Origin of the sequence: Roseovarius atlanticus (assembly GCF_001441615.1) — a bacterium.
Classification (GTDB): Bacteria; Pseudomonadota; Alphaproteobacteria; order Rhodobacterales; family Rhodobacteraceae; genus Roseovarius; species Roseovarius atlanticus.
The window spans coordinates 1-26,087 of sequence record NZ_LAXJ01000004.1 but is presented as its reverse complement, the minus strand read 5'-3'; the positions used below and the strand labels follow the sequence as shown (position 1 = coordinate 26,087).

Annotated in this window: 23 protein-coding genes and 1 pseudogene; 17 read left to right on the top strand and 7 right to left on the bottom strand. The window is 60.4% G+C overall.

Translation table 11 applies throughout. The features are described from left to right. Positions 1-6 precede the first annotated feature (6 nt). Positions 7-684 (top strand): thiamine diphosphokinase, encoded by a 678-nt coding sequence (locus tag XM53_RS06040; RefSeq protein WP_057791342.1) that lies wholly within the window; start codon positions 7-9, stop codon positions 682-684. Positions 685-688: 4 nt separating this feature from the next. On the opposite strand, the gene XM53_RS06035 is transcribed toward XM53_RS06040, so the two are convergent. Together XM53_RS06035 and XM53_RS06030 are read right to left on the bottom strand one after the other, a co-directional pair. Continuing rightward, positions 689-1,603 carry a DMT family transporter gene (locus XM53_RS06035; RefSeq protein ID WP_057791340.1) on the bottom strand — a complete coding sequence of 305 codons (915 nt, stop codon included), beginning with the start codon at positions 1,601-1,603 and terminating at the stop codon, positions 689-691. A 119-nt stretch (positions 1,604-1,722) separates the two neighbouring features. Further along, positions 1,723-3,096 carry an L-serine ammonia-lyase gene (locus tag XM53_RS06030; RefSeq protein ID WP_057791338.1) on the bottom strand — a complete coding sequence of 458 codons (1,374 nt, stop codon included), beginning with the start codon at positions 3,094-3,096 and terminating at the stop codon, positions 1,723-1,725. Positions 3,097-3,538: 442 nt separating this feature from the next. On the opposite strand from XM53_RS06030, the gene rpiA reads away from it, so the two are divergent. The 6 genes from rpiA to XM53_RS06000 all read left to right on the top strand — a co-directional run bounded on the left by rpiA (position 3,539) and on the right by XM53_RS06000 (position 10,018). Continuing rightward, positions 3,539-4,327 carry a ribose-5-phosphate isomerase RpiA gene (rpiA, locus tag XM53_RS06025; protein WP_057791336.1) on the top strand — a complete coding sequence of 263 codons (789 nt, stop codon included), beginning with the start codon at positions 3,539-3,541 and terminating at the stop codon, positions 4,325-4,327. Between the two features lie 13 nt (positions 4,328-4,340). Then, the gene (locus tag XM53_RS06020) at positions 4,341-5,798 is read left to right on the top strand and encodes an FAD-dependent oxidoreductase (protein ID WP_057791334.1); all 1,458 of its coding nucleotides are present in this window, start codon (positions 4,341-4,343) and stop codon (positions 5,796-5,798) included. Between the two features lie 72 nt (positions 5,799-5,870). Next, the gene (hflK, locus tag XM53_RS06015) at positions 5,871-7,043 is read left to right on the top strand and encodes an FtsH protease activity modulator HflK (protein WP_057791385.1); all 1,173 of its coding nucleotides are present in this window, start codon (positions 5,871-5,873) and stop codon (positions 7,041-7,043) included. Then, positions 7,043-8,179: a protease modulator HflC gene (gene hflC / locus XM53_RS06010; protein WP_057791332.1), complete on the top strand. Its 1,137-nt coding sequence runs from the start codon at positions 7,043-7,045 to the stop codon at positions 8,177-8,179. The genes hflK and hflC overlap by 1 nt, the downstream gene beginning before the upstream one ends. Continuing rightward, positions 8,179-8,373 carry a DUF2065 domain-containing protein gene (locus tag XM53_RS06005; RefSeq protein ID WP_057791383.1) on the top strand — a complete coding sequence of 65 codons (195 nt, stop codon included), beginning with the start codon at positions 8,179-8,181 and terminating at the stop codon, positions 8,371-8,373. The genes hflC and XM53_RS06005 overlap by 1 nt, the downstream gene beginning before the upstream one ends. A gap of 241 nt (positions 8,374-8,614) precedes the next feature. Next, positions 8,615-10,018 carry a DegQ family serine endoprotease gene (locus XM53_RS06000; RefSeq protein ID WP_236544430.1) on the top strand — a complete coding sequence of 468 codons (1,404 nt, stop codon included), beginning with the start codon at positions 8,615-8,617 and terminating at the stop codon, positions 10,016-10,018. A gap of 71 nt (positions 10,019-10,089) precedes the next feature. Here the strand turns inward: XM53_RS06000 and XM53_RS05995 are convergent, their stop codons facing one another. The 4 genes from XM53_RS05995 to rbfA all read right to left on the bottom strand — a co-directional run bounded on the left by XM53_RS05995 (position 10,090) and on the right by rbfA (position 12,773). Next, complete coding sequence (locus XM53_RS05995) at positions 10,090-10,647, bottom strand: DUF1643 domain-containing protein (protein WP_057791330.1); 558 nt, start codon at positions 10,645-10,647, stop codon at positions 10,090-10,092. Next, a complete protein-coding gene (gene truB, locus XM53_RS05990; RefSeq protein ID WP_057791328.1) occupies positions 10,644-11,564 on the bottom strand; it encodes a tRNA pseudouridine(55) synthase TruB in 921 nt (306 codons plus the stop codon). Before truB ends, XM53_RS05995 begins: the two co-directional genes overlap by 4 nt. Positions 11,565-11,641: 77 nt before the next feature. Beyond that, on the bottom strand, positions 11,642-12,373 hold the full coding sequence (locus XM53_RS05985; RefSeq protein WP_057791326.1) for a phosphodiester glycosidase family protein: 732 nt from the start codon (positions 12,371-12,373) through the stop codon (positions 11,642-11,644). 4 nt (positions 12,374-12,377) lie between these two features. Continuing rightward, positions 12,378-12,773 carry a 30S ribosome-binding factor RbfA gene (rbfA, locus tag XM53_RS05980; protein WP_057791324.1) on the bottom strand — a complete coding sequence of 132 codons (396 nt, stop codon included), beginning with the start codon at positions 12,771-12,773 and terminating at the stop codon, positions 12,378-12,380. 84 nt (positions 12,774-12,857) lie between these two features. Here rbfA and dapB point away from each other — a divergent pair, with 84 nt between their 5' ends. After that, entirely contained in the window at positions 12,858-13,676 is an 819-nt protein-coding gene (dapB, locus tag XM53_RS05975; protein WP_057791323.1) for a 4-hydroxy-tetrahydrodipicolinate reductase, read from the top strand. 53 nt (positions 13,677-13,729) lie between these two features. Then, the gene (locus XM53_RS05970) at positions 13,730-14,083 is read left to right on the top strand and encodes a hypothetical protein (protein WP_057791321.1); all 354 of its coding nucleotides are present in this window, start codon (positions 13,730-13,732) and stop codon (positions 14,081-14,083) included. Positions 14,084-14,103: 20 nt separating this feature from the next. On the opposite strand, the gene XM53_RS05965 is transcribed toward XM53_RS05970, so the two are convergent. After that, complete coding sequence (locus XM53_RS05965) at positions 14,104-14,280, bottom strand: DUF1674 domain-containing protein (protein WP_057791319.1); 177 nt, start codon at positions 14,278-14,280, stop codon at positions 14,104-14,106. 67 nt (positions 14,281-14,347) lie between these two features. Here XM53_RS05965 and XM53_RS05960 point away from each other — a divergent pair, with 67 nt between their 5' ends. The 8 genes and pseudogenes from XM53_RS05960 (at position 14,348) to XM53_RS05925 (ending at position 25,092) form a co-directional block, all read left to right on the top strand. Next, positions 14,348-15,613, top strand: a complete 1,266-nt coding sequence (locus XM53_RS05960) for an RsmB/NOP family class I SAM-dependent RNA methyltransferase (RefSeq protein WP_057791317.1) — start codon at positions 14,348-14,350, stop codon at positions 15,611-15,613. A 92-nt stretch (positions 15,614-15,705) separates the two neighbouring features. After that, positions 15,706-17,448 carry a heparinase II/III family protein gene (locus tag XM53_RS05955; RefSeq protein ID WP_057791315.1) on the top strand — a complete coding sequence of 581 codons (1,743 nt, stop codon included), beginning with the start codon at positions 15,706-15,708 and terminating at the stop codon, positions 17,446-17,448. Positions 17,449-17,483: 35 nt separating this feature from the next. Beyond that, the gene (gene purH, locus XM53_RS05950; protein WP_057791313.1) at positions 17,484-19,073 is read left to right on the top strand and encodes a bifunctional phosphoribosylaminoimidazolecarboxamide formyltransferase/IMP cyclohydrolase; all 1,590 of its coding nucleotides are present in this window, start codon (positions 17,484-17,486) and stop codon (positions 19,071-19,073) included. Between the two features lie 53 nt (positions 19,074-19,126). Further along, a complete protein-coding gene (gene lspA / locus XM53_RS05945; protein WP_057791311.1) occupies positions 19,127-19,591 on the top strand; it encodes a signal peptidase II in 465 nt (154 codons plus the stop codon). Between the two features lie 50 nt (positions 19,592-19,641). After that, positions 19,642-20,172, top strand: a complete 531-nt coding sequence (locus tag XM53_RS05940; protein ID WP_057791310.1) for a DUF3035 domain-containing protein — start codon at positions 19,642-19,644, stop codon at positions 20,170-20,172. A 99-nt stretch (positions 20,173-20,271) separates the two neighbouring features. Next, a complete protein-coding gene (locus XM53_RS05935) occupies positions 20,272-21,606 on the top strand; it encodes a M16 family metallopeptidase (RefSeq protein WP_057791308.1) in 1,335 nt (444 codons plus the stop codon). After that, the gene (locus tag XM53_RS05930; RefSeq protein WP_057791306.1) at positions 21,603-22,925 is read left to right on the top strand and encodes a M16 family metallopeptidase; all 1,323 of its coding nucleotides are present in this window, start codon (positions 21,603-21,605) and stop codon (positions 22,923-22,925) included. Before XM53_RS05935 ends, XM53_RS05930 begins: the two co-directional genes overlap by 4 nt. A gap of 699 nt (positions 22,926-23,624) precedes the next feature. Then, a pseudogene (locus tag XM53_RS05925) lies at positions 23,625-25,092 on the top strand (IS1182 family transposase). The last annotated feature ends 995 nt before the right edge of the window (positions 25,093-26,087 follow it).

Sequence of the window (26,087 nt, the reverse complement as noted above, 5' to 3'; positions counted from 1 at the left end):
TTCATCGTGATTGTTCAGCATTCGGACCCGGTTACGCTGGTTGGTGGTGGCCAGCTTGATGAATCCGACTTGAACCGCGCGCTGGCCGTCGGCCCCCAGATAATTGCCGCGGATAGTGGCGCCGATGCCGTGCGACAGGCGGGGCTGGTGCCCTCCGCCGTGATCGGAGACTTCGATTCGTTGAGCGACGAAACACGCAACTCGTTGTCACCGGAACTGCTGCATCACATTCCCGAACAGGACAGCACCGATTTCGAGAAATGCCTCGGCAATGTAGATGCCCCTTTGGTCCTTGGTGTCGGGTTCACCGGGCGCCGGATCGACCACCATCTGGCCAACCTCAACACGTTGGTACGCTATCCGGAACGTCGCTGCCTCCTTCTGGACGGGACCGATATCGTTTTTCTTGCGCCGCCCTCGATTGCGCTGGATTTGGCGCCGGGAACGCCTGTGTCTCTGTTCCCGTTCGGTGTCGTGGAGGGCATGTCGGAGGGACTTGAATGGCCGATTTCGGGTCTGACGTTCACGCCGGATGGCCGGGTCGGAACATCGAACAGGGCGACCGGCCCCATTTCGATTCATCTGACCGCGCCGAAAATGCTGTTGATTCTGCCAGCTTCAGCTTTCGAGGCGGCCGCGAGCGTACTTGTGCAGAATGCCTCGACTTGGCCGATTGCGGCGTAACAGATCACGGGGCAGGCATAGGGCGGCGCTCCAGCCGTCTTTCTCGGACAAAGACGTAGAGTCCCGCCGAAACGATCAATGCAGTACCGAACAAAGTCGGCACATCAAGCAGGTCCCCAAATATTATATAGCCCAGCGCACTGGCACCGACGATTTCCAGATACTGGATCGGCGCAAGAACCGATGCAGGCGCCAGTTTCAGTGCAAAACTGATACAGACATGGCTGGCCGTCGCGATAAGACCGACCGCGCCCAGAAGAAGCAGCTCGCGCTGGTCGGGCCACGATGGGTCCAATGGTGCAACGCCGGAACCATCGAATACCCACAGAACCGGCGCCACGAGCAGCAACGCGGCAAGACCGGTGTAAGCCTGCATCGAGATAGGGTGAATCCGGACGGCCATCTTTCGCGTCAGGATCATGTAAAAAGCAAAGCAAACGGCCGTCACAAGCGGAAGCAGCACGACCGGCCCCACCTCGCTGAAACTAGGTTGTATCACAAAAAGAGCGCCGACGAATCCGACGGCGCAGGCCGCGTAGCGCCGCGGCCCGATCGCCTCGCCCAGCAGAAGCCCGCCCAAAAGCGTGAGGATGAAAGGCTCGACGAAAAACACCGCGATTGCGTCCGCGATGGGCATAAATCGCAGCGCCTGGAAAAAGCAGGCAGTTGCGAGCAAAATGAGAGCGCCGCGCAGAAGGTGCAAAGCGCTTTCGCCGAAGCCAGGCCGGTGCAGCCACCCCATCGTCAAAGCCAGCGGCAGCAGTATTGCCGCCTGGATACCGAACCGCGCCGCAACGATCTGGCCCACGGCCAGCGCATCGCCAATCAGTTTCGCCGAGGCATCCATCGCGGGCGCGATCAGCGAAAACCCCACCATCAGCAGGATCCCGAGTGTGATCCGGGGTGTGTTGTCCGTCATTGAGGCCTTCTGGTTTGCACGCGTCACCGCCCCATGCGGAACAGACGCCACTGCGCGTCAGAAAACCAGTGGCGTCAAGCTCAATAAGCGCGTTCGACAATTTTCGCCGTTACAGGCGTTCAGCAGTTGGGCACGTTGACAGCAAGCCCGCCAAGCGAGGTTTCCTTGTAACGTTCACTCATATCCGCGCCAGTCTGGCGCATGGTCTCGATACAGGCGTCCAGCGGCACCAGATGCACCCCGTCACCACGCAGCGCCAGGCTCGCGGCGCTCACCGCTTTGATCGCGCCAAGCCCGTTGCGCTCGATGCACGGGACCTGCACTAGGCCCTTGACCGGGTCGCACGTCATGCCAAGGTGGTGCTCCAGCGCAATTTCGGCGGCGTTCTCGATCTGCGCGGGCGTGCCGCCTAGCACAGCGGCCAGTCCCGCAGCCCCCATGGCGGAGGCGCTGCCGACTTCGGCTTGGCAACCCGCCTCGGCCCCGCTGATCGACGCGTTGAACTTTACCAGCCCGCCGATCGCCGCCGCGGTCAGAAGGAATGTCTCGATATCGCGTTCGTTGGCCCCGGGCACATGCTCGAGCCAATACTTTATGACCGCCGGCACCACGCCCGCCGCGCCATTGGTCGGCGCCGTCACGACCTGGCCGCCAGCAGCGTTCTCTTCGTTGACGGCCATCGCGTAGATGCTGATCCAGTCGTTGATCTTGTGCGGCGCATTCAGGTTCGTGCCACGCTCGGCCAGCAGCGCCTCGTGGATAGCCTTGGAGCGGCGGCGCACCTGAAGACCACCGGGCAGGATACCGTCATTGGCAAGTCCACGTTCGATGCAGTCGTTCATGACCTGCCACAGGCGCGCCACGCCGCTGCGCAGGTTTTCCGATCCGCCACGCGAGATTTCGTTCGCTTTCTTCATCTCGGCGATGGATTTGCCGCTGGTTTCGGCCATTTCCAGCATTTCGGCCGCGCTCTTGAACGGATAGGGCACCGGCGGGCCATCGTCGGTGTCCCGACCGGCGGCCAGTTCGTCGGCTGTCAGAACGAAGCCGCCACCGACAGAATAGTAGGTCTCTTGCAGGATCACGTCGCCCTGCTTGTCTGTCGCCATGAGGATCATTCCGTTCGCATGGCCAGGCAGGTTCGGGCCGAAGTCGAATTGAAGATCCTCTTTCGCGTGAAATTGCAGCACCGGCAGCCCCGGCGGCGTCACTGTGCCGGTCTCGCGGATGTCCTTCAGAACAGACTCGGCCTCGTCGTTGTCGTAGGTTTCAGGCCGAAAGCCGGCCAGACCCAGGATCGTGGCGCGATCGGTTGCATGGCCTACGCCAGTGAAGGCAAGCGAGCCGTGCAAACTGGCTCGCAGGCCATGGAACTCGAACGGTGAGGCGCGCATGAGGTCAAGAAACCGGGCGGCCGCAACCATCGGACCCATCGTGTGGGAAGAAGACGGGCCGATCCCGACCTTGAACATTTCGAAGACAGACAGAAACATGGCTGAGAACCTAGAGCAATCAGGGCCGCGGCCCAACTACTGACTACGTCGCATTGCGTATACAGGGCCGCACAAAACCGACGCCGATCCACCGATCCACGCCATTGCCCAAGCGTTGTTTCACATTGAGTTAACTGTTTTGCGCCAAGCTGGAACTTGGAACGACCTAACGCGTTCCGCTTTAGAATTGCTGTTACTCCTAATGTGGAGCCGGAAATGCAAACAACAGGGCTTATTGTTATTCTTGCTGCGGGCGTAATCGTCTTGTTCGGAAGCGAGTCGAACAGCACGAGAAATTTTCCCTCTGCGATTTCTCCGGATGTGGCCGCGATAAGGGCTCAATAGAAGGGCTGAACTGGGTTCCCTTCAAATGACCCCTCGCCCCTGACGCGCAAACTGCCTATAACGCGGGCCACGATGCCCGCTTGATGGAGTTACGCGCATGACCGGAGAGTTGTCACCGATTGACAAGGCGAAATTCGTGGCCGCGAAACGCTCTGTCGATTATGTTGAAGACGGGATGCGTGTTGGTCTCGGGACAGGCTCCACAGCCGCTTGGATGGTGCGGTGTCTCGGTGAACTTGTTCGTGAAGACGGGCTAAAGATACGCGGCGTTCCCACGTCAACGCGCACAGCCGAACTTGCGCGCGAGGTGGGAATCGAGGTCATCAGCCTGGACGAAGCGCGCTGGATCGACGTCACCATCGACGGCGCGGATGAATTCGATGGCAATCTTAACCTTATCAAAGGCGGGGGCGGCGCGCTCTTGCAGGAAAAGATCGTTGCAACGGCCTCCGACCAGATGATCGTCATCGCGGATGTCGGCAAAGAGGTCGAAAAGCTTGGCGCGTTTCCCTTGCCGGTCGAGGTCATCCCCTTCGGCTGGCAGACCACGAAGTCGCTGATCGAGGAATTGCTGATCTCTATGGACGTCCTGGGCCGTGACGCCACCCTTCGCATGAACGGCGACAGCGCGTTCATTACAGACGAAGGCAATTACATTCTGGATCTCCACCTCGGGCGAATCGGCAATGCGCATCAGTTGGCGATGGTTCTGAACCAGATGCCGGGCGTCGTCGAGAATGGCCTTTTCATAGACATTTGCGACGTCGTGATCCTGGGCTACGGGGACGGACGGGTCGAGACGCGCGACATCAACGAAGGCACGGTCGAGGAAGACCGTCTCGATTTCGTCGAGACCGACAACCTTTTCACTGACTTGCAGGATTAAGGGCATCTCCACCATGGAATTCGACTATGACCTTTTTGTCATTGGCGGTGGGTCCGGAGGGGTCCGCGCTGCCCGTGTGGCAAGTGCCAACGGCGCGAAGGTCGCACTGGCAGAAGAGGACCGATACGGCGGAACATGCGTTATCCGTGGCTGCGTTCCTAAGAAACTGATGGTCTTCGCGTCGGAGTTTTCGACGTTCCCCGACGAAGCCGCCGCCTATGGCTGGGACATGAAGCTGTCTGCCTTCGACTGGCCCGGCTTTCGCAAACGTCTGCATGGCGAGCTTGACAGGCTGGAAGGTGTGTACCGCAGCCTTCTGGACAATTCCGGGGTCATAATGTTCGACGGTCGTGCGCGCCTCAAGGACGCGAATACGATTACGATTTCTTCCGGCGAGGAAGTCACGGCGAAACACATCCTCGTTGCGACCGGCGGGCACCCTGTACGCCCCGACCTTCCGAATGCGGAACTCGGGATGGTGTCCGACGACATTTTCCACATGGAAGAACTGCCCAAGTCGATCCTTATCGTCGGTGGCGGGTACATTGCGTGCGAGTTCGCCTGCGTTCTGGCCGGGCTTGGCGTGGATGTCACGCTCTACTATCGCGGCGCCCAAATCCTGCGCGGGTTCGACGAGGAAGCCCGCGGCATCATCGCAGAAGGTATGAGTGAAAAAGGCATCGACCTGCATTTCGGCACCAACATCGTGGAGATGGCACCGGCCAGCGAGGGGCGTCCAGCCGAGGGCGAGCTGACCGAATCCGAGGCCTCTATGGGCGCTCCGGCAGGAGAGCTTTCACAAGGGGCCAAAGTCCCGGATGACTACAAAGGCCCGATCCGGGTGAAGGCGACCAACGGCAAGGAAGCGGAGTTCGACGCGGTCCTCTTCGCCATCGGGCGCAACCCGAACACGACGGATATGGGCCTCGAGGAGGCGGGCGTCGAACTGGGGCGCCGGGGCCAGATTGTCGTGGACGAGTACAGCCAGACGTCTGTGCCTTCGATCTACGCCATTGGAGACGTGACCGACCGGGTCAACCTGACACCCGTCGCGATCCGCGAAGGCATGGCCTTCGTCGAAACCGTGTTCAAGAACAACCCGACGCCGGTCGATCACAAGCTGATCCCGTCCGCAGTGTTCACCCAGCCCGAATTCGGCACCGTTGGACTGACTGAGGAAGAAGCCCGGGAAAAAGAGCCGGTGGACGTCTACTGCACCTCGTTCCGGCCGATGCGCACGGCCTTTGCCGGACAGCCCTACCGAGTGTTGATGAAGCTGGTCGTTTCCAAGGAAACCGACAGGGTCATGGGCTGCCACATCGTCGCACCGGGCGCGGGCGAAATGATCCAGCTGGCCGGCATTGCGGTCAAGATAAGCGCGACAAAAGCAGATTTCGACCGGACCGTTGCCGTGCATCCGACCTTGTCCGAAGAGATCGTGACCATGCGGGACCCAATGCGCAGTGGTTGAATTTTTGACTGTTGTGCACAGTTATGACACAGGGATGGCGCGTTGCGCGATTGGATGAAGGGAAAAGATTTCATGGCTGGACATTCTGGCGGCCCTTGGGGCGGCGGGGGAGGAAACCGGGGCGGCGGCGACGATGACGATCGCGGCAATCGCGGCAACGGCAACCGGCGCCCACCCGAAGGCGGCTCTCAGATCCCCGAGATCGACGAACTTGTGCGCAAGGGACAAGATCAGCTTCGCGTTCTGATGGGCGGTCGCGGTGGCAGAGGCCGCGGGAACGGCGCAGGCGGCGATGGTGGCGGCGGACCGGGTTTCGGTCGCGGTACGATCGTGATCGGCGCCCTAATTGCAGTTGCGCTTTGGGGGGCTGCAAGCTTTTACACCGTAAAGCCGGAAGAACAGTCGGTTGAGCTCTTTCTTGGCGAGTATTATTCGACCGGCGATCCGGGTCTGAATTTCGCGCCGTGGCCGCTTGTCTCGGCCGAGGTTGTCAACGTCACGTCCGAGCGGACAGAAAATATCGGCAGCGGCCGTGGCAGCGCCTCAGGCGGTGACGGCCTGATGCTGACGACCGACGCGAACATCGTCGACATCGACTTTCAGGTCGTCTGGAACATCAACGATCCCGCGAAACTTTTGTTCAACATTCGTGACCCGCAGTTGACGGTGCAGGCCGTGTCCGAGGCAGTGATGCGCGAGATCATCGCCGCCACCAACCTGGCGCCGATCCTCAACCGGGATCGTGGCATCATCGCAGACACGGCACGCGAAAACATTCAATCCACGCTCGATGAATACGACAGCGGCATCAACATCGTCCGTGTCAACCTCGACACGGCTGATCCTCCACGCGAAGTGATCGACGCCTTCCGCGAGGTTCAGGCCGCCGAGCAGGAACGTGATCGTCTGCAACGCCAAGCCGATGCCTATGCCAACCGAGTTCTGGCCGAGGCCCGGGGTGAAGCCGCGCAGGTTTTGGAACAGGCCGAAGGATATCGCGCCCGGGTTGTCAACGAAGCCATCGGTGAGGCCAGCCGCTTCATCGCCGTGGCGCAGGAATTCAACGAGGCGCCCGAAGTTACTCAGCGTCGCCTTTATCTCGAAACCGTGGAACGCACGCTTGGCAAGATGGAGAAGATCCTGCTGGATGAATCCACCGGCGCGTCCGGACAGGGTGTTCTGCCTTACCTTCCACTTGATCAATTGCGCCGCTCTGGCCAGTCCGGAAACGGAGGATCGAACTGATGCGTAAATCTGCCCTTCTTCTTCCCGTGTTGGCCGTTGCGGTCATGGGTCTTCTTTCGTCGCTTTATATCGTGGACGAACGGGAAAAGGCGCTCGTGCTGCAATTCGGCCAGATCAAGAAAGTGGTCGAAGAACCCGGTCTGGGTTTCAAGATTCCAATCATCCAGGATGTCGTGCGCTACGACCGGCGCATCCTGTCTCTGGACACCGATGCGATCGAGGTGACACCGTCGGATGACCGCCGCCTCGTGGTCGATGCCTTTACGCGCTATCGCATTGCCGACGTCGTCCAGTTCCGGCAGGCCGTCGGCATCGGAGGCACACGTGTGGCCGAGGACCGTCTTGCGTCGGTTCTGAATGCCCAGATCCGCGAGGTGCTGGGTGCGGACCAGGTGACGTCAGATACGATCCTGTCGCCTCAGCGGCGAGATCTGGCCGTGCGCATTCTTGAACAGGCACGTGCAAGTGCCGCCGGGCTGGGTCTCGAGATTGTCGACGTTCGTTTGAAGCAGACCAACCTGCCCCAACAGAACCTTGAGGCGACATTTGCGCGGATGAGAGCCGAACGCGAGCGTGAGGCCGCCGACGAGATCGCCCGCGGTAACGAAGCGGCCCAGCGTGTTCGGGCCGCGGCGGACCGGACCGTGGTGGAAACCGTGTCAAACGCCGAACGCGAGGCGGAGATCACGCGCGGTGAGGCCGATGCGGAGCGCAACCGGATCTATGCCGAGGCCTTCGGAAACAATCCGGACTTCTTTGCCTTCTATCGCTCGCTTACCGCGCTTGAACGGTCGATGAACGAAGAAAACTCGACCATCGTCTTTTCGCCTCAGAGCGGATTTCTCGGTCAGATGTTCGATGCCGTGCGGGCAGACGGCTTGGGCGAGGTCGCGCTGGAAGAGTTTGACATAGAACGCCTGCGTGAAATGGCGCCGGAAACGGAAATCTCGCCGGACCTGCCGGAAAGCGAGCGTCAGCGCCTTGAGGAAGATGCCGCCGAACAGGAAGCGCAGCAAGAGGCCGAGGCGGCAGCCGAGGATGAAAATTCCGAAGAAGAAGCGACTGCCGAGGATACGCCCCAAGACGACACCACGGCAGAAGATGAAGATCCGCTGAGCGAGAACGTGACAAATTGATAGCAACGATCTTCCTGGCCCTTGGGCTTGTTCTGATTGTCGAGGGGCTGGTGTACGCACTGGCCCCTTCGCTTGTCGAGCAATTGCTCGCCTCGCTTCGCGCCCTGCCCGACGATCAGCGCCGATTAATCGGTCTCGCTGCGCTCGCGTTCGGGGTTGTGTTGGTTTGGTGCGGGAAAATGCTCGGGGCATGACCCGAACCTATTGCGCGCCAGCACATAAAACGTTCACATGGGCGTGACATCCCGTTGTGAAATTGGCGTTTGCGTACAGCGTCCCTAAATTAAGAGCAGAACAGCCATGTCGCAGGCACATGCGGCAGGCGTCTTGTTACAAATACCGATCAAGGAGTGGTCTCGCGTGAAAGCAAAAACTCTCTCTCACACTATCAATCCGCCAGCCGCGATCCGCGCGCTCTGGCTTACGGCCTTGGCAATGGTCTTGGTTGTCGCACAAGCGATCAGCGCCAATGCACGGCCAGAAAGCTTCGCCGACCTGGCTCAGAAAGTCAGTCCGGCTGTCGTAAACATCACCACCTCAACTGTTGTCGCTCAGGGCACCGGACCTTCGCCCATTGTGCCTGAGGGCTCGCCGTTCGAGGACTTCTTCCGTGATTTCCAAGACCGGAACAATAATGGTGACCGGCCCCGCAGGACGTCGGCATTGGGCTCGGGTTTCGTCATCTCGGAAGACGGCTACATCGTCACAAACAACCATGTGATCGAAACGGCCGATGAAATCATTATCGAGTTCTTCTCTGGACGTGAACTTGAGGCAACCGTTATCGGCACGGACCCAAAAACGGACATCGCGCTGCTCAAGGTGGACGCGGACGAACCTTTGCCCTTCGTCAGCTTTGCCGACAGTGACACCGCCCGGGTCGGTGATTGGGTCATCGCGATGGGCAACCCGCTGGGTCAAGGCTTCTCGGTCTCGGCAGGCATCGTTTCGGCCCGGAATCGCGAACTGTCGGGCACCTATGACGACTACATTCAGACGGATGCCGCCATCAACCGCGGTAACTCTGGTGGTCCGCTCTTCAACCTTGACGGCCAGGTCGTCGGTGTGAACACCGCAATTCTGTCGCCAAATGGTGGTTCGATCGGCATCGGCTTCTCGATGGCGTCGAACGTGGTCACCCGTGTGGTCGATCAGTTGCAGGAATTCGGCGAAACCCGCCGTGGCTGGCTGGGCGTCCGCATTCAGGATGTCACCGATGACGTGGCCGAGGCCATGGGCCTTGAAAAGGTTGCCGGCGCGCTTGTGACCGACGTCCCAGAGGGCCCCGCAGAAGATGCCGGCATGAAGGCGGGCGACGTGATCATGCAGTTCGATGGTTTCGAGGTGGAAGATACCCGAGGCCTTGTTCGCCGGGTTGGCAACACCGCCGTTGGCAAGACCGTACGCGTCGTCGTCTTCCGCGAAGGCAAGACCCAGACGCTTCGTGTCACGCTTGGCCGTCGCGAGGCCGCCGAGGGTGTTGTTCCCGCAGCTCAACCGGGCGAAGCCGATGAGCCGTCGGAGACCGAACTCCTCGGCCTGACACTGACGCAGCTTGACGACGAGCTGCGCAGCCAGCTGGAGCTTGATGACAACGCGAACGGCTTGGTTGTGTCGGATATCGACAACCTGTCCGAAGCTTACGAGAAAGGGATGCGTGCCGGTGACGTCATCACCGAAGCGGGTCAACAAAAGTTGTCCAGCATCTCGGACCTTGAGGCCCGCATCGAAGACGCTCGGGAGGCCGGTCGTAAGTCTATCCTGCTTCTGGTGCGCCGCGCCGGTGAGCCGCGCTTTGTCGCCTTGTCGCTGGAAGAGCCTGAAGACGCTCCCGAGTGACGCGGACAGAATAGTTGAAACTTAGAGCGGGCGCTTTTTCGAAGCGCCCGTTTTCATTCTTGGGGCGGACCTTACAAAGGTGTCGGGAAATCCTGCAGGATCGTGTCCTTGCGAAGATAGAGCGGGTGCTTGGCCGATCCGTCCTTGTTCAACCCCAGGCATTTCAATGGCCGTCCCGTCGACGCGACAGCGGACACAGCCTTGTGCGTTAGATCTGCATAGCGCTGGTGAAGCTTGCCATAGGCCAAAACAACCAGCCCTGCCTGCCGCGCCATGTCGACCAGCGCGGGAATGTTTGCGACGCTGCACGCAATTGCGGGATCATGCGGGATATCTTTGGGCGAGGTCGCGCGCCAGTCCAGGATGTTGCCCTTGAAATAGCGGGTGAAGCCCCAGTCACGGGCGAACATGAGTTCGCGGTGACACGTCGGATCCGACGCTGCTGCGTCCGCGACCGAAGGGTTCATCCCGACAAACAGAACCGTCCTAGGTTCTGCCCCTTGTGGCGTCCAGTCCCGCGTCAGGGCTTGCCGGTATCGACCGCATTCAGAAAATCTTGCTCCGCCGACCACGCCATCGGGCAGACGCAGACGCACCTTTCCGCCCGGATCGTGCGAGTCTTGCGTCATTGCGACACCGGTCCTTGGTTGAAGACCCGGCTGGGATAAAGCTCCCCGCCCTTGAAGTGCCCGACTGCCACGGCCTGGCCCTTGAGCGCAGCCCAGCATTCGTCGCCATACTCGACGTCCGCTCCGATGACTGGCGCCGGGTTTCCGTGCCGAAGCCGCGCCGCGCTCATCTCGTTGCAGCTGACGCGCGGCAGATCACTCAGGCCCTCTTCCAACGGTCGCAGGTATTGGTCCAGTTTTGCATCGTGGGCCAGTGCCTCGACCTGCTGCATCGTCACGCCATGTTCGGCCTGAAAAGGCCCGGACCACACCCGGCGCAGCCAGACGACATGTCCGTAACAGCCCAGCGCCTCGCCGAGGTCCCGCGCGATGGAGCGCACGTAGCCGCCTTTGCCGCAGACCAGTTCAAGCTCAACAGTGTCGGCATCCAGCCGATCGATCATCAAAAGTTGCTCCACCCAAAGCGGGCGCGCGGATACCTCGAAATCCTCGCCGTCCCGGGCGCGCTTGTAGGCGCGTTCGCCGTCTATTTTCACGGCCGAGAACTTTGGCGGCACTTGCTGGATATCGCCCACGAAGCCAGACAGCGCAGCCTTGATCTCTTCATCGCTTGGCCGCTTGCTGCTTTCAGCAGTCACCTCACCTTCTGCATCGTCGGTATTGGTGGCCTGCCCCAGCCGTACGAGAAAGCGGTAACATTTCAGGGCATCAGTGATGAATGGCACGGTTTTCGTCGCTTCGCCCAGCGCGACGGCAAGCACGCCAGTCGCTTCGGGGTCCAATGTGCCGGCGTGGCCCGCTTTTTTCGCCTGAAACGCCCAGCGCACCTTGTTGACGACCGCGGTCGAGGTGAGACCCGCCGGTTTGTCTACGATCAGCCAGCCCGAAATATCGCGTCCCTTGCGTTTGCGTCCCATGACTGTCTTGCCTCTGATGTGCGTAAAAGCTGCCGCCTATCGCGGCACCTTACGCAAGTCAACTGACCACCGCTGCGTCACTCGGCGACAACACCCACGATCGGACCCATCGGAAAACCGCCATCGTGACGGTCAAGCTGTGGCGCATAAAGACGTGAGATACTGCCGTCGAAATAGAGCGCCTGCGGTGTTTTCAGAAGGTCGCGAAAAATACGGGCAAAGGTGTGAAAATTAACCTTGTCCTCGGAAATCACGAACCACGCCGTGCGCCCGTCCGCCGACGTGCCCACGCCATTGCGCACGTATACGCTGTCGCTGTCTTCAAGAAATCGCGGGTGAAGCTGACCGTCGATCACAAGCATCGGACCCGATTGACTGGCAAAGCGACAGGTAGGCTTTTCACGGTCGAAGCGTTTCGTTTCGAAAACGTCGGCCCGGTTGACCTGCACGCAGAATACGCCATTTGGCAACAATCCGAAATTGCCCGGACCGTCGCGTGTCACCAAGGGCCTCGTTGCCTTGCCTGCCTCGACATAATGGCCAACCGGGCTGCGATCCTGATGGTACATGCCGGCATTCATCGCGAACAATAATTTTCCACCTTCGCCGCGCACCTGACGCTCGACACTCGAGAAACTGCCCAATGGCTCGCCTGTCATCGGATCGTTCAGGAAGAGGCGCAGCTTTTCCCTGCCCACATCGACCTTGCAGGTCGTGTAGCGTGCGCCATCATAGCTAATCTGCTGGCACTCCACGGCGCCGGCGGGGCCCGCCATCAGCACCAGTGCGACGAGAACCGCGCGCCACATGGCATCAGTTCTCGACGTCGCGTCGCACGGCGTCCTGCGCGAACAGGCGTCGTGTCTCATCAAGCTGGTCGAAGGTTTCGTCCAACCGAAACCTCAGCTCCGGAGCGAACTTCAGACCGACCTTCTTGCCGATAATCCGGCGCAACTCGCCTTTGTTACGGCCCAGAAGATCCAGCACGTCATCCTTGCCATGACCACCGAGCGGAAGGACATAGGCCGTCGCCACCTTCAGGTCCGGAGAGGTTCGCACCTCGCCCACGGTAACCGACAGGCGGTTCAGCTCCGGGTCGTGAATATCGCCGCGCGCCAACACATCGGCAAGCGTGCGCCGGATCAATTCTCCGACACGCAACTGCCGTTGCGACGGCCCCGGCCCGTCATGAAACTTGTTCTTTGCCATAGGACAGCATCTAAGCCCTGTGCTTGTCTTTGCCAAGCGATGATCACCGCGTTATGCAGTTCGCAAAAGAAAACGGAGAATGACATGACCGACCTACCGGGGATCGTGGTGACCGGCGCCTCCGGGCGCATGGGCCGAATGCTGACCGAGATCGTGACGGCCTCGGAGCGCGCCCGGCTTGTCGGCGTGCTGGAACGGCCCGGTCACGCCTGGATCGGACAAGACGTCGGGGAAGCGATGGGCGGCGCGCCGATCGGCGTCATCGTCTCGGACGATCCGCTGGAGCAGATCTCGCAAGCGCAGGCAATTCTGGATTTCACTGCACCTGCGGCGACAGTCGAATTCGCGGCGCTTGCGGCACAGGCCCGTTGCGTTCATGTCATCGGCACAACCGGGCTTTCCGAAGAGGATCTATCGAAAATCAATGCCGCTGGTCGCCATGCAACCATCATCCGGGCGGGCAACATGAGCCTGGGCGTCAACCTCTTGGTCCAACTGACCAAGAAGGTCGCCGAAGCGCTGGACGAGGATTACGATATTGAAGTCATTGAGGCCCATCACAACCAGAAGGTAGATGCTCCCTCGGGCACAGCCCTGATGTTGGGACAGGCCGCCGCTGACGGACGCGGCGTATCTCTTGAACAGAATGCGGATCGGGGCCGCGATGGTATAACAGGCGCTCGCACGCGGGGTCATATCGGGTTCACGGCAATTCGCGGTGGAGATATTGTAGGTGAACATGACGTGATGTTCGCCACTGCAGGCGAGCGTATCGTCCTGAGTCACATCGCCTCTGACCGCGCGGTCTTCGCCCGCGGCGCACTCAAGGCTGCGTTGTGGGGGCAAGGGCGCAAACCCGGCGAATACGACATGCTCGACGTGCTGGGACTGAAAGAAAACTGATCCAATCGCTCCGGCGGCCCGTAGACAATGTTGTTTGTAACGGGAGCCAAAAAATGCGCCTGACTATAGTTGCGATTATCGCCGCCATGGCCGGAGGACCTGCCATCGCGCAAGAATTCAACCAGATCGACGACAAGTCCGAGTTTTTGTCGGTGGTCGCCGACAAGAATCTTACCCGGCTTGGCATCAACCTGACGGTAACGCCGTCAGGCCAGATCAAGGGCAAGGCGTTCGGCCGCCCCGTTACTGGCGCGTGGCAATGGAAGTCGGGATACTTCTGCCGTGACCTTTATTGGGGTCAGCGCAACCTGGGTCCGAACTGCCAGGCTGTGCGGGTACAAGGATCGACTGTCCGGTTTATTTCGGATCAGGGCAACGGCGAATACGCCGATCTTCGACTTCAGTAAGACCGAAGAACAGGTATAGCTCAGAAGTCGATTGCTATACCTTTCTTTTCCCAGTCGCCGTAACGGACAGGTTCGGGTCCTTTGCGCCCTCCCAGTTCCTTGGGCATTTTGACCTGCTCGGCCACTTTGCGTCGCTCTTCGGCCTCCGCCAAAGCGCGCTTGGCTTCGGGCGTAAGGTCCTTGCTTCCATCGGTCATGGTCAGGCTTCCTTCGTCTGCGTCTGCCTGATATAGGCGCGTTCTGTTCAAAGACCAAGGAACTCTCATGCCCGCGCCGACTCCCCGCAGCACTGCCGTGGCCTTGCTTGACAAGGTGTTGGGCGAAGGCCGCCTTTTGTCAGAACTAAGTGCTCCGCTATCGCGCCTTGCCGCACCTGATCGCGCACGCGCCCTCAGACTGGCCAGCGATACACTTCGCGGCATGGATCGCGCTGATCGGTTGCTGTCCCGTCAACTTCGCAAGACGCCGCAACTGCATGTCATGAACATTCTGCGTCTTGGCACCGTCGAGCTTTGCACCGGGGGCGACGCCCACGGCGTTGTGGATGAACTGGTCTCTCTGGTCGGCACGCATCCACGCTACAAGCGCCTTCGGGGACTCGTGAACGCCATCCTGCGACAGATGGCCGGCGACGCGGGCAAGCCCTGGAAAGATCTGCGCATACCCCGCTTGCCAGGTTGGTTGCGCGATCCGCTCGTATCGGCCTGGGGCAACGGCGCGGTCTCTGCAATGGAGAAAGCGCAGTTCAGTGGCGCGCCTGTCGATCTGACCCTCAAACCGGACGAGGACCCAAGCAAATGGGCCGACCGTCTTGGTGCCACGGTTTTGCCCAGCGGTTCTTTACGTCTCGCGAACCCGGGCCAGATCTCGGCGCTACCCGGTTACTCCGAAGGGGCGTGGTGGGTCCAGGACGCCGCGGCGGCACTGCCGGCGCGCACCCTTGCGCCGAAGGCAGGCGAGCGCGTGCTCGACCTCTGCGCCGCGCCGGGCGGAAAGACGCTGCAACTTGCCGCTGCGGGGGCGATTGTCACGGCGCTCGACATCTCGGAAAAGCGGATGGAACGCGTGCGCGAAAACCTCGCCAGAACGAACCTATCCGCCGAAATCGTCGTTGGCGACGGGCTGCGCTACCAAGGCGGCCCCTTCGACGCCATCCTTGTCGATGCGCCCTGTTCGGCGACCGGCACGATCCGCCGCCATCCCGACCTTCCCTATGCAAAGGACGGATCGGAATTCGGCGCGCTGATCGCGCTGCAGACACAGATGCTCGACCATGCGCTTACCCTTCTGGCTCCGGGCGGTCGGCTGATCTTTTGCACCTGCTCTCTGCTGCCGGACGAAGGCGAGGTTCAGGTGGAACAGGCGCTGGCCCGCCACAACGGACTGCGCACCGACGCGTCTGCCCTGGATCTGCCAGGAATTGACCCGGGCTGGAAAACCGAAGAGGGTGGCCTGCGCCTGCGGCCCGACTATTGGCCTGAACTTGGCGGCATGGACGGATTCTACATCGCCGTCTTGCGACAGGACTGACAGGACCGCGTGCGTTCATCCGTGACTTGAGCCGCACAGCGCAGTATACTGCATGAACAACGCCGCAAAGAGCGTGCCGAGGCCGGGATTCGATGTCGACATCCAAGCAAGATTTACCGCGTGTGACGCGGTTTCTGAACCGACTCGCTGCGCGGCGAGCGACATTCGGCGGCCGGGTGACAGCTTTCGTCTCTCAGCCTGACCCCCGCACCATCGGCAGTTTCGCGCGTGGCCGGCAGCTATGCGCCGGCAACTTCCTGTTTTCAGGACATCTTGTACGCGATCCCGGCAAGACGCCGTGGGATATCCCGCCCCCTGATACCGATTTCTCGCGCGAGGTGCATGGCTTTACCTGGCTGGATGACCTCGCGGCTGCAGGGGACGCCACAGCGCGTGCATGTGCGCAGGACTGGCTATGGCGCTGGATCGACCTTTACGGACGCGGGCACGGCCCCGGCTGGACACCGGACCTAGCGGGGCGGCGCGTTATTCGCTGGATCAATCATGCGATTTTCTTGCTGTCCGGCCGTACCCAGACGCAATCGGACGAGTTCCTGCGGTCATTGGCGCAGCAGACGCAATTTCTTTCGCGCAGATGGCGGGCCACGACGCCGGGTCTGCCCCGGTTCGAAGCCTTGACCGGCCTAGTCTATGCCGGTCTATCGCTTGAGGGGTTGTCAGCCCATGTCGGGCCCGCGTCGGCGGCACTGGCACGAGAGTGCGCCCGCCAAGTGGATGAACAGGGCGGTCTGCCCACGCGCAACCCTGAAGAACTGCTCGAGGTTTTCACCTTGCTGACATGGGCCGCCGAAACCCTGACCGCGGCCGGGCAAAGTCCAATGCCGGCGCATTGGTCCGCGATCGAGCGGATCAGTCCAACGCTGCGCACACTGCGCCACGCGGACGGCGGATTGGCGCGGTTCCATGGCGGGGGGCGCGGGCTTGACGGGAGGCTGGATGCCGCGCTTGCGGCGAGCCAGATCAAGGGACGCCACGCTAACGGTCTGTCGATGGGGTTTGCGCGGCTGAGTGCCGGACGCAGCTCTCTGATCGTGGACGCGGCCGTGCCGCCGGAAGGCAAGGCCTCGAGCGGAGCCCATGCCTCGACTCTGGCCTTCGAGTTGACAGCTGGACGCCGGCCGTTGATCGTCAATTGCGGTGCCGGTGCCAGTTTCGGCGCTGCGTGGCGGCGCGCCGGACGGGCGACGCCGTCGCATTCTACACTGGTCCTGAATGGCCACTCCAGCAGCCGGCTTGGAAAAGGCCCGCACAAGCAGGACTTGCTTGTCGATGGCCCACTGGACGTGCCGATCCGTGTCAACCATGCGCCCGACGGCCTGACGTTCGAGGGCGGACACGATGGCTATGTCAAAGGGTACGGCTTGACCCATGTAAGAAAGCTCGAAATGACGTTCGACGGGCGCGGGATAGCTGGGGAAGACATGCTTCTTGCCTTGGAGGATTCCGACAAAAGGCGGTTTGACCGCGTTCTCGATACGATCAAGTTGAGGGGCATTCCCTTCGACATCCGGTTTCATCTGCATCCCGATGTCGATGTCTCTGTCGACATGGGCGGAACAGCCGTCTCCATGGCCCTGAAAAGCGGCGAGATCTGGATTTTCCGAGGAGACGGGACCACCAGCCTTTCTGTCGAATCAAGCGTTTACCTTGAAACGGGCCGTCTGAAACCACGTGCGACCAAACAAATCGTTCTATCCGGTCGCGCGATGGAGTATGCGACGCGCACGAGATGGTCACTGGCCAAGCCACAAGACTCTCCGATCGGGGTACGCGATCTGGCAGAGGACGGGCAGACGCCGGTGGCTCTCAGTTGAACAGACCGAAGACTGCCACAAGGAACAGCTGCCTCATGACCGATCTTGCCCCCGTGCGCCGCGCGCTTCTTTCCGTATCCGACAAGACCGGATTGGTCGATCTGGGCAAGGCCCTTGCCAAGCGCGATGTCGAACTGCTCTCGACCGGCGGCAGCGCCAGGACACTGCGCGATGCGGGGCTGGACGTGAAAGACGTGGCCGAGGTCACGGGCTTCCCCGAGATGATGGACGGGCGCGTCAAGACGCTGCATCCGATGGTCCATGGCGGGTTGCTGGCTCTGCGCGACAACGATGACCATGTGGCCGCCATGGACGAACACGGCATCGGCGACATTGATCTGCTGGTGGTCAATCTCTACCCGTTCGAGGAAACCGTCGCCAGGGGCGCGGACTATGATACCTGTATCGAGAATATCGACATCGGCGGTCCGGCCATGATCCGCGCTGCAGCCAAGAACCACGCTTTCGTCAATGTCGTCGTGGACGTCGAGGATTACGAGGCGCTTCTGGCCGAGCTTGACGCCAACGACGGTCAGACCACCTATGCCTTCCGCCAGAAACTCGCGCTCAATGCCTATGCTCGTACCGGCGCCTATGACGCGGCTGTCTCTGGCTGGATGGCCAAGGCGCTTGGGGAAACCGCACCGCGCCGCCGCGCGGTCGCCGGAGAGCTGGCGCAAACCTTGCGCTATGGCGAAAACCCGCACCAAGCGGCGGCGTTCTACACCGACGGTTCCGCCCGCCCCGGCGTCGCCACGGCGCGTCAGATGCAGGGCAAGGAGCTGAGTTACAACAACATCAACGACACCGACGCAGCGTTCGAGCTGGTCAGCGAATTCGCCGCCTCGGACGGTCCCGCCTGCGCGATCATCAAGCACGCGAACCCCTGCGGCGTCGCTCGTGCGGACACGCTGAAAGAGGCGTACATGCGCGCCTTCGACTGTGACCGCACCTCGGCATTTGGCGGTATCATCGCGCTAAACCAGCCGCTCGACGCAGCAACGGCGGAAGAAATCGCCGGCATCTTCACCGAGGTCGTGATCGCGCCCGGCGCCGACGAAGCAGCCATGGCGATCTTCGCGCAGAAAAAGAACCTGCGCCTGCTCACCACGGACGGGCTCGCCGATCCGGCAGAGGCGGCGCTGATGCTGAAGCAGGTTTCGGGCGGGTACCTCGTGCAGGACAAGGACAGCGGGCAGGTGTCTGCCGATGACCTAAAGGTCGTGACCAAGCGCGCGCCGTCGGACCAGGAAATGGCAGACATGCTCTTCGCCTGGAAGGTCGCCAAGCACGTGAAGTCAAACGCCATTGTCTACGTCAACAACGGCGCCACCGTGGGCGTAGGCGCGGGCCAGATGAGCCGCGTCGACAGTTGCCTCATCGCCGCCCGCAAAGCGGAGGACATGGCCGCCGAACTGGGCCTGTCCGCACCGCTGACCCAAGGGAGCGTGGTTGCCTCCGACGCGTTCTTCCCCTTTCCCGATGGCTTGCTGACCGCTGCCGAGGCCGGTGCGACCGCGGTCATCCAACCCGGCGGTTCAATGCGCGACGATGAGGTCATTGCCGCGGCCGACAAGGCCGGCCTTGCCATGGTCTTGACCGGTATGCGCCATTTCCGGCACTAAGGACCGAACAAAAAACGGGCGGCAGGTAAAGCCTGACCCTTAAGGAGAGCAGTATGCGCACCGTAGTCTGGGTGGCCAGTGTCATCTTCGTGCTGGATCAGATCACGAAATATTGGGTGGTACAGGTGCTCGACCTAAAGCGTGTCCTGTCGATCGAGGTCTTCCCGCCTTACCTTAATCTAGAGATGGCCTGGAATACCGGGATCAACTTTGGCGCCTTTGCCGGGGCCAGCCCCTGGATCTGGATCGTTGTCGCTCTTGTGATTGTCGGTGCCGTTCTTTGGTGGGTCTGGACAGATCCGCATGGCCGATGGCAGCAGATATCGGCGGGCCTTCTGGTAGGCGGCGCCCTTGGCAACGTCATCGACCGTCTGATCTATGGCGCAGTTGCGGATTTCCTGAATATGTCGTGTTGCGGATTCACCAACCCGACCTCTTTCAACGTGGCTGATATCGCGGTTTTCATTGGCGCCTTCGGCATGGTAATCTTTAGTAGCGACAGCAAAAAGGCGGCGTGACGTTCCGGGCTGAATGCGATAAGGCTGACCGAACGAAGCAGGAGTGGGCAATGAAACTTCGGGCGATTTTGATCTTGGTCCTCGCAATGGCGGTCTCCGCCTGCGGCGGGCGCGACAGGGATATCACGCTGTCCCGGATCAAGAACACGGGCAATGGTCCCGAGGAGTTCAACATTGTCCCCGGAAAGCCGCTGCAAGCGCCCGACAGCTACCGCGCCTTGCCGGCACCCACGCCGGGCGGCACAAACATCACCGATCCGACCCCTCGGGGTGACAGCGTCGCCGCGCTCGGCGGCAATCCTGCCGCGCTTGCCAATACCGGGATCGGCCAGGCCGATGGCGGGCTTGTCAACTACGCCAACCGCTTTGGCTTGGTGCCGGGCATCCGTCAAACTCTTGCCCGCGAGGACGTGGAGATCCGCAGGAAACGCGGTCGCGTCAACATCCTGAACATTGGCAGGAACGACGACTACAACCTCGCGTACCGGCGCCAATGGCTCGATTCGAATGCCGAGGCGACCCGCCTGCGCCGAATTGGGGTTCCGACACCGTCGTACCCGCCAGAGGGTGGACGCCGCTGACGCCTCTCGCGCGCTCACAACAAGGTCAGAACAGTTGAATCGCCCGATACGCGGCGTATCTACCTTGCAATGCGATTGCTGACCACAGGGGAGACATTCATGCGCAACTGGCTAGCTGGCCTGTGCCTTTCTGTAATCGGTGCGACCTCAGCCCTGGCTGACGACATGGTGACCAGCTTCACGCTGGAAAACGGCATGGACGTCGTCGTGATCGAGGATCACCGCGCACCGGTCGTCGTGCACATGGTCTGGTACCGCGCAGGCTCGGCCGACGAGAAACCCGGCGTTTCCGGCGTGGCGCATTTCCTGGAACATCTGCTGTTCAAGGGAACGAAAAATATGGCGCCCGGAGAGTTCTCCGCCACCGTGGCACGCAATGGCGGGTCGGACAACGCGTTCACCAGCTACGATTACACGGCCTATTTCCAGCGTGTTGCCTCCGACCGTCTTGAGCTGATGATGAAGATGGAGAGCGACCGCATGGTCAACCTCCAGCTCGATAAAGAGGACATCCTGACCGAGCGCGACGTGATCATAGAAGAACGCAACCAGCGCATCGAGAACAACCCCTCCGCTCTTTTCCGCGAACAGCACGATGCCGCACAGTACCTCAACCATAGGTACGGCGTTCCCATCATTGGCTGGCAGCACGAGATGGTCGACCTGTCGCTTTTCGACGCGTTGGACTACTACAAGACCTACTATGCCCCCAACAATGCGATCTTGGTCGTGGCTGGCGATGTAACGCCCGACGAGGTGCGTTCGCTGGCCGAGAAGTACTACGAGCCTATTCCGGCCAATCCAGACTTGCCGGAACGCGCCCGGCCACAAGAGCCGCGTCAGTTGGCAGAGCGTCGTGTCTACTACGAGGATCCCCGTGTCGCGCAGCCATACCTGCAACGGTCGTACCTGGCGCCCGAGCGGGATTCCGGCGATCAGGAGACTGCGGCGGCCCTGACCATACTGGCCGACGTTCTGGGCGATGGAACAACATCGATCCTGAACGACAAGCTTCAGTTCGACACGCGCACGGCGGTTTATACCGGAGCGTATTACGGCGGCACCTCGCTTGACGATACGACCTTCAACCTGACAGTCGTGCCAGCGCCTGGCGTCACGCTTGAACAGGCAGAAACCGCAATGGATCAGGTAATTGAAGACTTCCTCGAAGAGGGCTTGGATTCCGAACGCCTTGAGAGGATCAAAACCCGTATTCGCGCCTCGGAGATCTACGCGCGTGACGATGTCAGCGCGATTGCCAACCGCTATGGCAGAGGCCTGACCCAAGGACTGACGGTCGAAGATATCCAGGCCTGGCCCGACATTCTCCAAGCTGTCACGGAAGAGGACATCATGACAGCCGCACGAGAGCTTTTCGCTCAGGACAACAACTCCGTCACAGGCTACATCACCGCCAAGGAGGTGACCCAATGATCCGCCTCACCGCATTTATCCTTTCCGCCATCGTCATGTTCGCCGCACTGCCTGCGCGTGCCGAAGTCGATATCAAGGAGATCACCACAGCCGGTGGTATCGATGCCTGGCTGGTCGAAGATCATTCGATTCCGTTCGTCGCTCTTGAGTTGCGCTTTCGGGGCGGGACGTCGTTGGATGCACCGGGCAAACGCGGCGCGGTCAACCTGATGACAGGTCTGTTGGAAGAAGGCGCCGGTGACCTGGATGCACGCGCCTTTTCCCGCGCAGCAGACACGCTGGCCGCGTCATTTTCGTATGACGCTGGCCCGGACTCGCTAGGCGTATCGGCCCGGTTTCTGACCGAAAATCGGGACGAGTCGGTGGCGCTACTGAAAGACACGCTCGTCAATCCGCGCTTCGATGATGAGGCGATCGAGCGCGTTCGGGCACAGGTGGTCTCCATCATCCAGTCGGACGCGAAAGACCCCCAGGAAATCGCCAGCGCGAGCTTCGCCTCGCTTGTCTACGGGGATCATCCCTATGGCAGCGATGAGAACGGCACTGTAGAAACCGTGACCGCGCTGACACGCGAGGATATTGTCGCGGCGCACGCCGACACCATCGCACGGGACCGGCTTTACGTCAGTGCCGTGGGAGATATCACGGCCGAAGAACTGTCTGCTTTGCTTGACTCGCTTCTCTCTGATCTGCCGGAAAAAGGAGCGCCTCTTCCCGAGGATGCCACGCTCAACCTGCCCGGCGGGATTAAGGTTGTGGACTACGACACACCGCAATCGGTCGCGCTTTTCGCGCAGCCCGGCCTGGAACGCGAGCACCCGGATTTCTTCGCGGCATTCGTGCTGAATCATATCCTCGGCGGCGGAGGTTTCGAAAGCCGGCTCATGACCGAAGTGCGCGAGAAACGCGGCCTGACCTACGGTGTGTATTCCTATCTTGCAGACCGTGACGATGCACAGCTTTGGATGGGCAGCGTGGCGTCCGCCAATGATCGTGTGGCCGAGGCGGTCGAAGTCATTTCCGCTGAGTGGACGCGCATTCGCGAGAATGGTGTTACTCAAGAAGAATTGGACGATGCCAAGACTTATCTGACCGGCGCCTACCCGCTTCGTTTTGATGGCAACGCAACAATCGCCAACATCGCGGTCGGAATGCAGATGGACGGGTTGGGAACCGAATATATCGCCAACCGAAATGACATGGTCAACGCTGTCAGCCTGGAAGACATCAATCGCGTCGCCCGCGAACGGCTTGCCCCAGAGAAGCTGACATTCGTCGTCACAGGGCAACCTGTGGGGCTGACAGATACGATCAATTGAACAATCGAACGGCTGATAGATGTGCGTCGTGCGCCCACCCGCGCGCGGTTTTCTGAAGACTGCAAGTTCTTTGGCCGGTTAAATTGCTGGTCGTCAAAGCTGGCATTGCCTTTCCGACCGGCAAAAAGCGCGCACACCGCACACGCCATCGTGGACGATCGACGGTACACACGAAACTTTCAGGCGGCGCAGAGGTACATGCAGTTGAAATGTATCGGTCAGCGCATTTCTTTATCGATCCGATCGAGACGAAGATCCGACAAGCTGTTGAAGGCGTCGGATTATTTTTTCGCTTCATTGCCGAAGCTCTGGTGCAATCACACGCAGCAACAGAAATCCGATGTAGAAGATGAGATTTGGGGGCGTTGTCAAAGTGGTCTCAAGTTTTCAAAACCCTGTTGAAGCTACTCATTTAGCCTCTCCATCCGCGATAGCATGCCATAATGGGCGGATTGTGTTGAAAAACTCTCATTCGGCGCGTCGGGGCCAGAATTGGAAGAACAATTTTCCGAGTTGCTCAAACTTCAGCGATATCAAGTTGGCAATCAGCTCGATGGGGAATGGCTTCCCACATTTCCGAATTTCGCATTTGCAACAAAAGAGTTATTCAGCGGAATCGGCATATTCTGTTGAAAAACTCGCGCTTGATCGAGGGGCATCCTGCTGATTCAATTCTGCCAGCGGGCGGGAGGGATAGCGATGATGGGACCAAGGCAGGAGGCGCAACCGGCGCTGTTCTACGAGTTCTCGCTTGAGGATCACATCCCGCGTGACCACTTGCTTCGATCCATCGACCGGTTCGTCGACCTGAGCAGCATTCGTTCCCATCTTGCGGATTTCTACAGCCACACGGGCCGTCCCTCCGTCGATCCCGAACTGCTGATCCATATGCTGCTGGTCGGTTATTGCTTCGGCATTCGGTCGGAGCGACGACTCTGCGAGGAGGTGCATCTGAACCTCGCGTATCGCTGGTTTTGCCGGCTCGACCTGGCTGATCGGGTCCCGGATCACTCTACCTTTTCCAAGAACCGCCATGCGCTGCCCGGCAGGCGATTGCGAAGCAATCTGCCGAGAGGGGCCGTTTCCGCGACAGCGAGCTTCTACGCCATCTGTTTGAGACGACCGTCGCACGCTGCATCGAGGCAAGGCTCGTGAGCGGTCAGCGCATGGCGGTAGACACCAGCCTGATCCACTGTCCGGCAGGGCATTGCGGAGCAATGTCCCGAGAGGGGAGGCAGATGCCAACACGCAGAACTCGACGCCGAAGGAGGATTGGGACGTCTCGCAGATTGATCCGGCCGATGCACCCCGCGCGGTCCGCGAGTATCTCGACACTCTGGACGAGGCCGCGTTCGGTGCCGCCAGCGAGGTCCAGCCCAAGTTCACGTCGCATTCCGACCCGGCCAGCCAGTGGACGGCGGCGCGCAAAGGGCCGGCTTTCTTCAGCTATTCGGACAACTACCTGATCGACACGGATCATGGCATGATCGTCGATGTCTAGGCGACGCGTTCGATCCGACAGGCCGAGGTTGGGTCGACCAAGACCATGCTGGAGCGGGTGAAGGCAAAGTTCGACCTGCATCCCGAACGCCTTATCGCGGACACCGCCTATGGTTCAGGACCGATGCTGGGCTGGCTCGTGGATCATAAGATCGCACCCCGTATCCCGGTTATAGACAAGGCCGGTCGGAACGATGGGACATGGACGCGGGCGGACTTCGAGTGGGATGCCGAGAACGATCAATATATTTGTCCCGAGGGTCACGCTCTGAAGCAGTTCCGCCGCAACTACTCCGACCCGAACCGAGGGCCGACCGGCAAGGGCACGGCGCGCTACCGTGCCTTGAAAGAGGCCTGTCAGGCGTGCCCATCCAAATCCAAAGGCTGCCCCAACGCCGAGGCCCGTAAGATCACCCGCGAAGAACACGAAGACGCCAGAGACGTGGCCCGCGGCATTGCCAAGACCCGTCAATACGACGTCTCAATGAAGCTTCGGAAGGAGGTTGAGATGCTCGTCGCGCACCTCAAACGTATACTCGGCCTGGGCCGACTCCGATTTTGTGGTCCATGCGGCGCAAACGACGAATTCCTCCTCGCCGCCACCGCCCAAAACCTCCGCAAACTGGCCAAGATCTTTCCCGCACCGCTGCAAACGCGAAAAGCCTGATCAGGAAAGCGCGCGCGCCTCGTTCAGAGCACCACTTACTGCGCCAGCAACACGTTGTTTTTCCACAGAATCGGCGGAAAGCGGTCGTTTGCTGCGACGGCAATGTGAATGGTTCGAAGGTCTGGGAGCCGACATTCACTGTCGCGAGGTATCGGCCAAGGCGCTTAAAGACTGGAACGAAAAATTGGTAGCAAAACCGATCAATCGGTCGTACACTTCTTCAAAGAGTTTTTCAGAACACCGCGATATCTTTCTGACCCTGCGTAAAATCTTCGCAACGAGCGTGGGCAACCTTGAGCGCAAAGCGGAGGTCGGAGTAGAGTGCATACACATAGACACCCGATACCGACCATCCCGGGCAGGCTGCGGCCAGTATTTCGGTGCCAAAAACGGGCACAAAAAATCAGTCTGCCGCTCCTACAGGCCGTCTTACGCAACATCGCACAGCCATATGGCAACGAAATGCGCCTCGGGATCTGCCGTTGGCAGTCGGGTCGACTGATCGTCGAACGGACAAAAATTGCGGACGTTCTTCGCGGAGAACGAATACTCAATGGTTTTTTCATCGTGCGCGGTAAGAGATCGCTGCCGTTTGTGTTCGGCTGGACCACTGGCCCTCCATCAAGAGTGTTGGGGTGGCGTCAAAGGCGATCTTGGATATAGCCCATGTCGAACCAGTTCAACGGGGTGCCTCCCACGCGTCGGCGGTCAGATGCGCAGCAGCGTGGCTCGCGTCTTGATAGGTGTCCACCCTTTCGCGCATCAGTGCGCCCCAATGCTTGTTGTGGTGCACGAGAATGAGAGGGGAATGCCAATGAGATGTTTCGGGTTGGCCTCCATTGTGTGCCGAGCGGAAGGCGCGATTTCAACCGCAATGATCTACGAGTTCCACTGAACCGTGCCGATCCTTTCGATATCGTAGCCGCCATAGGCGTCCGCCCGCGCTCGGGAAGCATCCGAGGCACAGAACGCCAGTAGCGACTGCATCGGTGGCT

Coding starts and splice junctions, on each gene's coding strand:
- XM53_RS06035 (WP_057791340.1), bottom strand. CDS start 1,603: ATGACGGACAACACACCCCGGATCACACTCGGGATCCTGCTGATGGTG.
- XM53_RS06030 (WP_057791338.1), bottom strand. CDS start 3,096: ATGTTTCTGTCTGTCTTCGAAATGTTCAAGGTCGGGATCGGCCCGTCT.
- rpiA (WP_057791336.1), top strand. CDS start 3,539: ATGACCGGAGAGTTGTCACCGATTGACAAGGCGAAATTCGTGGCCGCG.
- XM53_RS06020 (WP_057791334.1), top strand. CDS start 4,341: ATGGAATTCGACTATGACCTTTTTGTCATTGGCGGTGGGTCCGGAGGG.
- hflK (WP_057791385.1), top strand. CDS start 5,871: ATGGCTGGACATTCTGGCGGCCCTTGGGGCGGCGGGGGAGGAAACCGG.
- hflC (WP_057791332.1), top strand. CDS start 7,043: ATGCGTAAATCTGCCCTTCTTCTTCCCGTGTTGGCCGTTGCGGTCATG.
- XM53_RS06000 (WP_236544430.1), top strand. CDS start 8,615: ATGGTCTTGGTTGTCGCACAAGCGATCAGCGCCAATGCACGGCCAGAA.
- XM53_RS05995 (WP_057791330.1), bottom strand. CDS start 10,647: ATGACGCAAGACTCGCACGATCCGGGCGGAAAGGTGCGTCTGCGTCTG.
- truB (WP_057791328.1), bottom strand. CDS start 11,564: ATGGGACGCAAACGCAAGGGACGCGATATTTCGGGCTGGCTGATCGTA.
- XM53_RS05985 (WP_057791326.1), bottom strand. CDS start 12,373: ATGTGGCGCGCGGTTCTCGTCGCACTGGTGCTGATGGCGGGCCCCGCC.
- rbfA (WP_057791324.1), bottom strand. CDS start 12,773: ATGGCAAAGAACAAGTTTCATGACGGGCCGGGGCCGTCGCAACGGCAG.
- dapB (WP_057791323.1), top strand. CDS start 12,858: ATGACCGACCTACCGGGGATCGTGGTGACCGGCGCCTCCGGGCGCATG.
- XM53_RS05970 (WP_057791321.1), top strand. CDS start 13,730: ATGCGCCTGACTATAGTTGCGATTATCGCCGCCATGGCCGGAGGACCT.
- XM53_RS05965 (WP_057791319.1), bottom strand. CDS start 14,280: ATGACCGATGGAAGCAAGGACCTTACGCCCGAAGCCAAGCGCGCTTTG.
- XM53_RS05960 (WP_057791317.1), top strand. CDS start 14,348: ATGCCCGCGCCGACTCCCCGCAGCACTGCCGTGGCCTTGCTTGACAAG.
- XM53_RS05955 (WP_057791315.1), top strand. CDS start 15,706: ATGTCGACATCCAAGCAAGATTTACCGCGTGTGACGCGGTTTCTGAAC.
- purH (WP_057791313.1), top strand. CDS start 17,484: ATGACCGATCTTGCCCCCGTGCGCCGCGCGCTTCTTTCCGTATCCGAC.
- lspA (WP_057791311.1), top strand. CDS start 19,127: ATGCGCACCGTAGTCTGGGTGGCCAGTGTCATCTTCGTGCTGGATCAG.
- XM53_RS05940 (WP_057791310.1), top strand. CDS start 19,642: ATGAAACTTCGGGCGATTTTGATCTTGGTCCTCGCAATGGCGGTCTCC.
- XM53_RS05935 (WP_057791308.1), top strand. CDS start 20,272: ATGCGCAACTGGCTAGCTGGCCTGTGCCTTTCTGTAATCGGTGCGACC.
- XM53_RS05930 (WP_057791306.1), top strand. CDS start 21,603: ATGATCCGCCTCACCGCATTTATCCTTTCCGCCATCGTCATGTTCGCC.